This window comes from Bradyrhizobium sp. USDA 4353, from assembly GCF_054063215.1.
On record NZ_JBSSGB010000001.1, the window covers coordinates 6,874,297 to 6,883,601 of the forward strand.

General features: G+C 65.4%; 8 protein-coding genes. 1 reads left to right on the plus strand and 7 read right to left on the minus strand.

From position 1 onward, the window contains the following. Positions 1-135: 135 nt before the first annotated feature. Complete coding sequence (locus tag ACVILH_RS31110) at positions 136-1,458, minus strand: NAD(P)/FAD-dependent oxidoreductase (RefSeq protein WP_456716306.1); 1,323 nt, start codon at positions 1,456-1,458, stop codon at positions 136-138. Positions 1,459-1,483: 25 nt separating this feature from the next. On the opposite strand from ACVILH_RS31110, the gene ACVILH_RS31115 reads away from it, so the two are divergent. Continuing rightward, on the plus strand, positions 1,484-1,705 hold the full coding sequence (locus tag ACVILH_RS31115) for a hypothetical protein (RefSeq protein ID WP_456716307.1): 222 nt from the start codon (positions 1,484-1,486) through the stop codon (positions 1,703-1,705). Here the strand turns inward: ACVILH_RS31115 and ACVILH_RS31120 are convergent. The 6 genes from ACVILH_RS31120 to ACVILH_RS31145 all read right to left on the minus strand — a co-directional run bounded on the left by ACVILH_RS31120 (position 1,702) and on the right by ACVILH_RS31145 (position 9,298). After that, positions 1,702-3,021 (minus strand): dicarboxylate/amino acid:cation symporter, encoded by a 1,320-nt coding sequence (locus ACVILH_RS31120; RefSeq protein ID WP_456716308.1) that lies wholly within the window; start codon positions 3,019-3,021, stop codon positions 1,702-1,704. The genes ACVILH_RS31115 and ACVILH_RS31120 overlap by 4 nt on opposite strands. A 495-nt stretch (positions 3,022-3,516) precedes the next feature. Continuing rightward, positions 3,517-3,831, minus strand: coding sequence for a hypothetical protein (locus ACVILH_RS31125; RefSeq protein WP_456717124.1), 315 nt, complete (start codon positions 3,829-3,831; stop codon positions 3,517-3,519). A gap of 196 nt (positions 3,832-4,027) precedes the next feature. Beyond that, entirely contained in the window at positions 4,028-5,359 is a 1,332-nt protein-coding gene (locus ACVILH_RS31130) for a lysine N(6)-hydroxylase/L-ornithine N(5)-oxygenase family protein (RefSeq protein WP_456716309.1), read from the minus strand. 14 nt (positions 5,360-5,373) lie between these two features. Continuing rightward, positions 5,374-6,453: a GNAT family N-acetyltransferase gene (locus ACVILH_RS31135; RefSeq protein WP_456716310.1), complete on the minus strand. Its 1,080-nt coding sequence runs from the start codon at positions 6,451-6,453 to the stop codon at positions 5,374-5,376. A 131-nt stretch (positions 6,454-6,584) separates the two neighbouring features. Next, positions 6,585-8,318, minus strand: coding sequence for a cyclic peptide export ABC transporter (locus ACVILH_RS31140; protein ID WP_456716311.1), 1,734 nt, complete (start codon positions 8,316-8,318; stop codon positions 6,585-6,587). Next, positions 8,318-9,298 (minus strand): alpha/beta hydrolase fold domain-containing protein, encoded by a 981-nt coding sequence (locus ACVILH_RS31145; protein WP_456716312.1) that lies wholly within the window; start codon positions 9,296-9,298, stop codon positions 8,318-8,320. The genes ACVILH_RS31140 and ACVILH_RS31145 overlap by 1 nt, the downstream gene beginning before the upstream one ends. Positions 9,299-9,305 lie beyond the last annotated feature (7 nt).

The window sequence follows — 9,305 nt, forward strand, 5'->3', positions numbered from 1 at the left end:
CGCCCATCGCGCCCGCATCAAGCCCTAAGTCTACGATCTTGCTCCGGAATTTGCGACAGCAAAATCGGCCGCCGGAACCTCGCGAGGCTGCCCGGCGGCGGCCGGACAAGGGCACCGCCGCGACGGTCTCGGCGATCAATGCAGCTTCACATGCGGCTCGGTGCGGCGGGTGATCAGGCGGGCCAGCGTATCCAGCGTGACCTTGGCGAGGCCATGCAGCGCGTATTCGTGCATCTTGTACAGCGCTAGATACATCATGCGGGCGAACAGGCCCTCGAACACCAGATTGCCGCCGACCAGCGCGCCCATCATCGAGCCGACGGTCGAGAACTCGCCGAGCGACACCAGCGAGCCGAAATCATGGTAGCGATACTCCGCCAGCGCCTCGCCGCGGATGAAGCGCGGGATCTGCTTGGTGAGATGCGAGGCCTGCTGATGCGCCGCCTGGGCTCGCGGCGGCACGTTGCCGCGCTCGCCCCAAGCGCAGGCCGAGCAGTCGCCGATCGCAAAGATGCGCTCGTCGCGCGTGGTCTGCAGCGTCTGCTTGACCACGAGCTGGTTGATGCGGTTGGTCTCCAATCCCGCGATGTCCTTGAGAAAGTCAGGCGCCTTGACGCCTGCGGCCCAGACGATCAGCTCGGCCGGGATGACGCGGCCATCGGCCAGGCTGACATGATCGGCCGCGACCTCGGCGACCTTGGCGCCGACCAGCACCTCGACACCGAGCTTTTCCAAGAGCTTGCCGGTCTCGCTCGACACGCGCTCGGGCAACGCCGGGAGCACCCGGGGCGCGGCCTCGATCAGCGTGATCTTGATGTCCTTCTCGGCGTCGACCTGGTCGAGACCGTAAGCCACGACCTCGCGCGTCGTGCGGTGCAGCTCGGCAGCAAGCTCGACGCCGGTCGCGCCGGCGCCGATGATCGCGACCTTGAGCTGATGCGCTGCGATCGGCGACGATTGCGAATGGGCGCGAATGCAGGCATTGATCATGCGCTCGTGGAAGCGCCGGGCGTCGCGCTGCGACTCCAGCTTGATCGCGTGATCGACCACCCCTGGCGTGCCGAAATCATTGTTCTGGCTGCCGATGGAGATGACGAGCACGTCATAGGGAATGGTCCGCTGTGGCGTGACCTCCCGCCCCTCGGCGTCGAGATAGGGCGCGACCAGCACCTCGCGCTTGTCGCGATCCAGCCCGATCATGTCGCCGATGCGGTAGTGGAAGCCGTGCCAATAGGCCTGCGCGAGATAGTCGACCTCATGCGCCGAGATGTCCATGCTGCCGGCGGCGATCTCATGCAGCTTCGGCTTCCACACATGGGTGCGGTTGCGCTCGACCAGCGTGACGTCGAGCTTGCCCTTGCGGCCATATTTGTCGCCGAGCCGGGTCGCCAGCTCCAGGCCGCCGGCGCCACCGCCGACGATCACGACACGAGGGACTCCCGCCTGCGCAACGGCCATCACCAACTCTCCCCTGGGGGTGACCGTGGCGCTGCCGGTGTCACGCCGTCAGCGCCAAGTCCTCAACAACCTACAAGTCCTCGACAACCTAGATGTCATCGATACCTTAGCAGATCATTTGATGTTGCCCGCATCACGATTGGGCAGCATCAGCAGGTTCGCCGGTTCTGCTCCGGATGCCCTCGCTCTGGCGCATCGCGTCGCCGCGCGCGAGCAGCGGCGACGCCTGCACGGCCACGTTGCTTAGCCGGTCGTGACGGCCACCTCGACATCCGACGGATCGATGTCGCGCTCGAGCGCCGCGCGCAGCTTGTCGCGGTCGAGCTCGCCCTCCCACCAGGCGACGATCACGCAGGCAACGCCGTTGCCGCAGAGATTGGTCAGCGCGCGGCACTCGCTCATGAACTTGTCGATGCCGAGCACGATCGCCATGCCCGGAACGAGCTCCGGCCGGACGGCGGCGAGCGTTCCGGCCAGGGTAATGAAGCCCGCCCCGGTGATGCCCGACGCGCCCTTCGAGGTCAGCATGGCCACGAGCAGGATGGTGATCTGCTCGCCGAAGGACAGATGCACGTTCATCGCCTGGGCGATGAACAGGGTCGCCAGCGTCATGTAGATGTTGGTGCCGTCGAGGTTGAAGGAATAGCCGGTCGGAACGACCAGGCCGACGACCGGCTTGGAGCAGCCGAGCCGTTCCAGCTTCTCCATCATCTGCGGCAGCGCGCTCTCCGACGAGGAGGTGCCGAGCACGATCAGGAGCTCGTCCTTGATGTATTTTAGGAACTTGAAGATCGAGAAGCCGGCGATCCGGGCAATGATGCCGAGCACGATGACGACGAAGGCGAGTGCGGTGAGATAGAAGGTCGCAATCAGGCCGGCGAGGTTGCCGAGCGCCTGCGGGCCATAGCGGCCGATGGTGAAGGCCATGGCGCCGAAGGCGCCGATCGGGGCCGCCTTCACGACGATGGCGATGACGCCGAAGATCGCATGCGCCGCATCATCGACGAAGGCGCGCATGGTGTGACCGCGCTCGCCGAGGCTCATCAGCGCGATGCCGAACAGGATCGAGAACAGCAGCACCTGCAGGATCTCGCCTTGCGCGAAGGCGCCCACCACAGTGTCCGGAATGATGTGGAGCACGAAGTCGACCGACTTCATCTCGCTCGCCTGCTTGGCGTAGTTGGCGACCGCGGCGGCATTGCTCTGGCCTTGGAACCCCGCTCCCGGCTGGATGACATTGCCGACGATCAGACCGAGCGCGAGCGCGAAGGTCGAGACGATCTCGAAATAGATCAGCGCCTTGACGGCGACGCGGCCGACCTTCTTGACCTCGGAGACGTGGGCAATGCCGGAGACGACGGTGCAGAAGATGACCGGCGCGATCACCATCTTGATCAGCTTGACGAAGCCGTCGCCGAGCGCCTTGATCCATTCGTTCTTGCCGACCTCCGGCCAGACCCAGCCGACGATGACTCCGAGCACGATCGCGACCAGGACCTGGACGTAGAGGACCCGATAGAACGGCTTCTTCGGGGCCGGAGCCGCCGTGGTGGTTGCTGACATCGTCTCTTCTCTCCCTGGTCCTACTTGGTCTACGTCTCGTTCAGCCGCCGAGATCAGCGTCCGCGGCGGGGGCGCGATGCTCTTCAAGGGTCTTGGCAGGCATGTCGCCGAGCGCATCCGAACGCGCCGGCCGCCGAGGCACGCGCGCGAACGACGCGCAGGCGCAATCGCCTGCTCGTTGCTTCAGAAGCTGGTGGGGCTGTGGGCTGGCATCCGGACGTCCCCTCGCATCTGTTGTTGTCGAGCTGGCGCTCGTTTGGCGGCTCTTTAAGCAGCATCCGTGCCAGGGGAGCGGCGGTGCGCGACCGCCGGATGTCGTCGGATATGCTCCTGTTTACAAAGCGTTAGCGATCTGACCGGGCCGCGCCCCGGTCAGCCCGTCCGAACTTTCGGAAAGCGAGCTCAGGGCTCGTCCGAAAATCCGGACGGCCGGCGGGAGCGTCCGGTCAGCGTCGTCAGCGGCGATCCTGTGAGTGGCTCATCGGCCGCCGGCGGTCAGCCCCGCTCCTTGGGAGGGGTCTTCGGAGCCAGCGGGCGTCGGCGGGCGCCGAGCCGCGACCGCCGGATGCGCCGCTTGCGGAACTCCAATCCGCACATCGCAACGTCGATGCTCTCGGCCGGCCGCCGCAGGCGGCGGTCGTGAAACCCGAGCCACTTCTCGACCTGACGCATCAGATTGCGGTCGTGTCCCAGACGTCGCAGCAGCTCGTCGCGCGTGTGCAATGACGCGATATCGACGATGTAGTCGAGCTGCTCCGTCGTGGTCCGGCCCACAAGCCGGGCATAGTCACTCGATATCAATAAAGTCACGACCCGCTCAGGCAAATGCGGCTCAGCCATTTCCCATTCCCAGACTTCGCCGTGGCTGCTTGCCGTTCCGGAGTCCCGGCTTTCCAACATGCGCAATCACGACGACCACCGATGTTCATCCACCGTGCCGCTCGAACGGCGCCACGGTCATCATCAAGGCGTGGCGTGCCGGCTCATTCCGGTCGACGCCCGCTCCTTAAGAGTAGACCGGCTCGACCACGTGCGGCCCCTGCTCCGGGCTGCGCCGCCCCGCCATCCCTGGCACGAGCGACGCCGTGATCTCCTGGGCGCGCATCGGCAGCACCGACAGCAGCGTGTCGCTCAGGCCGTGCGAGATCTCCGAGCAGCCCTGCAGATAGACCTGCGGCCGAAAGCCCGGGCTCATCTGGAGGCGATAGTCGCGCTCCAGCGCGCTCGTCTCGATGTAGCGGCTGATCGGATCGAGAAAGGCCGGGATCGGCGACCGCTCATAGCCGGTCGCCAGCACGACCACGTCATAGGTTTCCCGATGCCGGACGTCCTCGTCCTTGTTCAGGAGCTCGAGCGTAATCCCGTCGGAGCCTGCTTCGGCGCTGACGATCTCGCTGCGCGGATGGAGCGCAAGCTTCCGCTCTCCGGAGACGCGCTGCTGATAGGTCATGCGGTAGAGCTGATCGAGCAGATCCGGATCGACCACGGCATAGTTGGTGTTGCGGAAGCTGCGGATAATCGCGGCGCGCTGGCTCTCCTCGCGTGAATGGAAATAGTCGGTGTAATCAGGATTGAAGATCTCGTTGACGAACGGGCTGCTGTCGGACGGCTTGAGCGCATGTCCGCGGAACACGAGATCGATCCGCACATCCGGATGCCGCTCGCTGAGATCGAGCGTGACCTCGGCTGCGCTCTGGCCGCCGCCGATCACCGCGACGCGGGGCGCCCTCCCCTTCATCTCGCCGATGACCGGCGATTCGAGATAGCCGCTCGTATGCACCATCCTGCGGTCACTGGCGATTGCCCGGAACATGGCTGGGATATGCGGCACGCCCCCCACTGCGGCCACGAGGTTCCGCGCGACGCGCGACTGCTCCGTTCCGTCCTGCGTCCGGGTCACCACGCGCAGCGCGGCGACCGACTGGCCGGAGCTGACCGGCTCGACGGCAACCACCGTCTCGCCATATGCGACCATCGAGCTGAACTGGCCCGCGACCCAGCCCAGATAGTCGTTGAACTCGATGCGGCTCGGATAGAACGTCTTGCAATTGGTGAAGTCGAGCAGCCGTCCCGATTTGTGCAGATAGTTGATGAAGGTGAACGGGCTGGTCGGATCGCGCAGCGACACGAGATCCTTCAGGAAAGAAATCTGCATGTTGCTACCGGGGAGCAGCATGCCGCCATGCCATTTGAATTTGGGCTGCCGCTCCACGAACAGCGCGCGGCAGCTCTGCCGCTGATGCCTGGCGCAATCGTCGAGCGCAATCGCCAGCGCCAGATTGGACGGCCCGAAGCCGACGCCGACGACATCATATTCCGGTGCGAGTTGATAGGACATGAGGTGATGCTCCGTCAGCGTTGGGTCTCGAGGACAGCGTCCCTGGCTGCCGGCTGCCACAGCCGGTCGCCGAAGAAACGTTCACGAAGCAACATGACCAGGGTTGCTCGCTTATGCGGGAAGTCGAAGGTCTTGATCTGGGCAAAGCCGGCGCGATCGAGGTTGCGCAGCTGCTGGACGTGGGCCGCCGCGGGCTCACCGACGATGCGCATGGTGCGGGGATCGTCGAGGAACATGTAGTGCATCAGCGAGGGCAGCCACGCGGTGATGAAGTCGCGGCCGCGAAACGCGTCCTCGCCGACGATGACATGCCAGCCACGATCATGGTCGCCGGCATCGTAGAACGGCGCGATCCGGTTTTCCTTTGCCCAATACAGCTCGAAATAACCGAACGGCCGCTCACCGAAGCAGCCGATCAACGGCAGCATGTGCGGATCCGCCAGGATCTTAGAGAGATACTGCCGGTGCTTGTCGAGGTCTCCGGCCTCGTTCCAGAACGCATCCACTCTGGGATCGTTGAGCCAGCGGTGGACGAGCGCGAGATCCCGCTCCACATCGACGACGCGAAAGCTGATCACCTCCGAGATCCAGGGAATGAAGCGGCCATAGACGCGGCCGACCGGCTTCGGCGGCCGTCGTGGATGCCGTTTGCCGTCGGTCATCACATAGGACAGCGGAAACGCCGGCCGCGCCGCGTCCGTCAGCCAGCCCTCCCGCCGCTGCATCAGCATGTCCGGCAGCAGCACCGGCGCGCCATCCACCATCACCACCAAGCCGTCGCGTGCCAACTCTGATGCGGCGGCCTGCCGCTCTCCGAGATCAAGCACGAGCCGTTGGAGCGACGGATGCCAGCCAAACAGCGCTTCGGCCGCGGCGGACAGCCCGTGTCCGATTTGGTGGGGATCGCCGAGACCGCTCGAGACAGCCAGCACGCCTCGATCACCGTCGAACCGAAGCGACAGCAGCGCCTCACCGTGGGCCATTACGCGGATGTCTGCTTTGTCGCGCACGACCGACAGCGCGAGATCGGCGCCGGCCCGAAAGGCCCCTCCTCCTGCATAGACTCTTGCATCGAAGCGCGCGCTTGCGTTCATCTGCCCCTCACTCTGTTGCCCTGCGCGAGCTTCACCACCGTCCGCTCCCGTTCAGGATGTAAATTTGTCGAAGCGTCCAAGACAAGCAGGCGGGCGCTCTCTCGATCTAGATTAGTTACAAAGCGGCGGGCTCACGCCCGCGTCGGCTCGTGTGACGCGACGTCGTCCTTGACCCTTGACTTCGGCGTCCGCTTCGCCCGCGACAGTTCGCCGCGTTGCGCCGGTTCATCCTCTTCGATTTGTCCATTGCGCAGCCGAACGATCCGGTCGGCGCAGTGGAAGTAGCGGTCGTCGTGCGAGATCACGATGATGGTCTTGCCCAGCCGCTTCAGGTCGGCGAGCAGCTCGGTATAGAAGACATGGCGGAATGCCGGATCCTGATCGGCCGCCCATTCGTCGAAGACAAGCACGGGGCGTCCCTCGATCCAGGCATTGACCAAGGCGAGACGCTTGCGTTGGCCGGTCGACAGGTCCGTGGTCGAGAACGTCCCATTTTCGACCGAGACCTTATGCGCGAGCTCGAGCCGGTCGAGATAACGCTGCGCGAAATCCGGCGTGGCGCCGCTCTGCTGAAGCAGCGTGTCGAACAGGTAATAGTCGGAGAACACGGTGGTGAAGAGCTGACGATAGTCGTCCCGTGTCTCGCTGACCACGGGCACGCCGTCGCGCAGCAGCACGCCGCTATCGGGCACATAGAGTCCGAGCAGCAGCTTGATCAGCGTCGTCTTGCCGCTGCCGTTCTCGCCGACGATGAAGACGATCTCGCCGCGGGAGATGCGCAGATCCATCGGCCCGAGCACGAATGGTCTGTCACTGGCTGCCGCAGGGAATGCATATGTCACCCCGCGCAGCTCGATGGAGTCGATCCGCTCGCCGCTGCCTTGCGCCGGCTCGGCGAGCAGGTCCTGCTCGGCGGTCGCGAAGCGCTCGGACAATTCGGCGATGCGCCGCATCGCGACCTGCGCGCGTCCGAGCGAGGGCAGCATGCCGATCAGCTGATCGATCGGGCCGCGCATGAACAGCAGCACCAGGACGAAGCCGCTGGAGACCGATGGCGGACTATCCGGCCAGAGCAGCGGCCGCAGCACCAGCGCGGTGCCGATGACGAGGAACAGCAGCACCGTGCCGAGCGCGCGCGCGGTGACCAGGAGATTGATCGCGCTGATCTGAACGTCGCTGATCCGCTCGACCGTGCGCTGGATCAGGTCGACATGCACATGATGCCGACGCGACCGGTGCAGGCGCAGCTCCTTGGCGCCCTCGGCGATCGTCCGATAATGCTTCTGAAGATCGTCCTCATATTGGCGGGCGAGATTGAACCCGGACATGCCGCGCCGGCGCGCCAGAAAATGCGCAGATGATCCGAGCGCGATCAGCACTGCTACGACCAGAAACAGCGGCCACGACAGCACGGCGAGATAGACGAGGCAGCCGGCCACGATGACGCCGGAGACCAGGAAGGCCGGGAAGAAGAAGGCGAAATCGCTGATCGCATCGACGTCCTTGGTCAGCACGGGGATCAGCCGGTGCGTCCGATAGGATTCCAGCTGATCAATCGGCGCCATCAGGATCTTCGCGGCCAAGGATTTGCGCAGCGAGGCGATGATGCGCTGGCCGACGACGTTGGCGCTGATATCGGAGCCGACCGATCCGACCACGATCAGCACGCACAGCCCGGCAAACGAGGCGATCAGGCTGCCGACATCGTCGGAGCCGGCATAGAGGCCCCTGTTCACCACGGCGAGCAGGCTGGCGACGCTGGCGCCACCGACCAGGCCAAGCACAATTCCGCAGAGAACAAGCTTCCAGTACGGCCGCAGCAGGCTGCCGGCATGCACGATCCCGGGATTGGATGAGGTCGTCATCAGCGGCCGACTCCGGTTTGCTGAGCAAAGGCGTGCGCGAGCCGGGCGCCGATGTCGCTACGCGCTTGCAGCGCGTCCGGCACGACGTTGCCCATCCGCAGGAACTCGTGGATCATGCCGGGATAGATCTTCAGATCGACGGCAACGCCGGCCGCGAGAAGCCGCGCGGCATAGTCCCGTCCCTCCGCGATCAAGGGATCGAACTCGGGCAGCAACAGCATCGCGGGCGCGACGCCGGACAGATCCGGCGCAGCCAGCGGCGCGAACCGCCAATCGGTCCGGTCGGCGTCGTCGCGCAGATAATGATTGAAGAACCAGTCCACGGTCTCGCGCTCCAGCAGGAAACCGGAGCCGTATTTCGCGTAGGACTCGGTGACCTGCTGCGGGCTGAGGCCGGGATAGGCCAGCACCTGGAGCAGAGGTCGCGGCAAGCTGCTGTCGTCGCGGGCGGCGATGGACAGCGCTGCCGCAAGCGTGCCACCCGCGCTGTCGCCACCGACCGCGATGCGCTCCGGATCGAGGCCGGCCGCAGGCCCCTCGCGTCCGATCCAGGCGAGCGCGTCGACGCAATCCTCGAACGCGGTGGGAAAGCGATGCTCGGGCGCAAGCCGGTAGCCGATCGAGAGCACGGCCGCAGCGCTGTCGCTGGCAAGCCCGCGACACAGCGGCTGGTGCGACTCGAGGCTGCCGACGACGAACCCGCCGCCATGCATGTAGAGCAGCACGGGCAGCGGCGCGGCGCAGTCCGGCGTCCGTGGCGCATAGAGCCGGGCCGCGATCTCCGTGCCGTCGCGCATCGGCAAGGACAACTGCCTCTCATGCGGAAGCGGCGGCGGATCGACATCCAGCAGCGGTGACGAGGCGTCGAAATCGGCGCGCGCCTGGGCCGGTGTGAGCTGTGGAAACGGAATGCGCGCGCCGGATTCCGTTCCGAGCTGGATCATGTCGAGCAACGCTGCGATGTCGGGATGAAGGCCCATGATCACC

Bases quoted from the DNA above. Each gene is read 5' to 3' on its own strand.
- ACVILH_RS31110 (WP_456716306.1), bottom strand. From the start codon at position 1,458: ATGGCCGTTGCGCAGGCGGGAGTCCCTCGTGTCGTGATCGTCGGCGGT.
- ACVILH_RS31120 (WP_456716308.1), bottom strand. From the start codon at position 3,021: ATGTCAGCAACCACCACGGCGGCTCCGGCCCCGAAGAAGCCGTTCTAT.
- ACVILH_RS31130 (WP_456716309.1), bottom strand. From the start codon at position 5,359: ATGTCCTATCAACTCGCACCGGAATATGATGTCGTCGGCGTCGGCTTC.
- ACVILH_RS31135 (WP_456716310.1), bottom strand. From the start codon at position 6,453: ATGAACGCAAGCGCGCGCTTCGATGCAAGAGTCTATGCAGGAGGAGGG.
- ACVILH_RS31140 (WP_456716311.1), bottom strand. From the start codon at position 8,318: ATGACGACCTCATCCAATCCCGGGATCGTGCATGCCGGCAGCCTGCTG.
- ACVILH_RS31145 (WP_456716312.1), bottom strand. From the start codon at position 9,298: ATGGGCCTTCATCCCGACATCGCAGCGTTGCTCGACATGATCCAGCTC.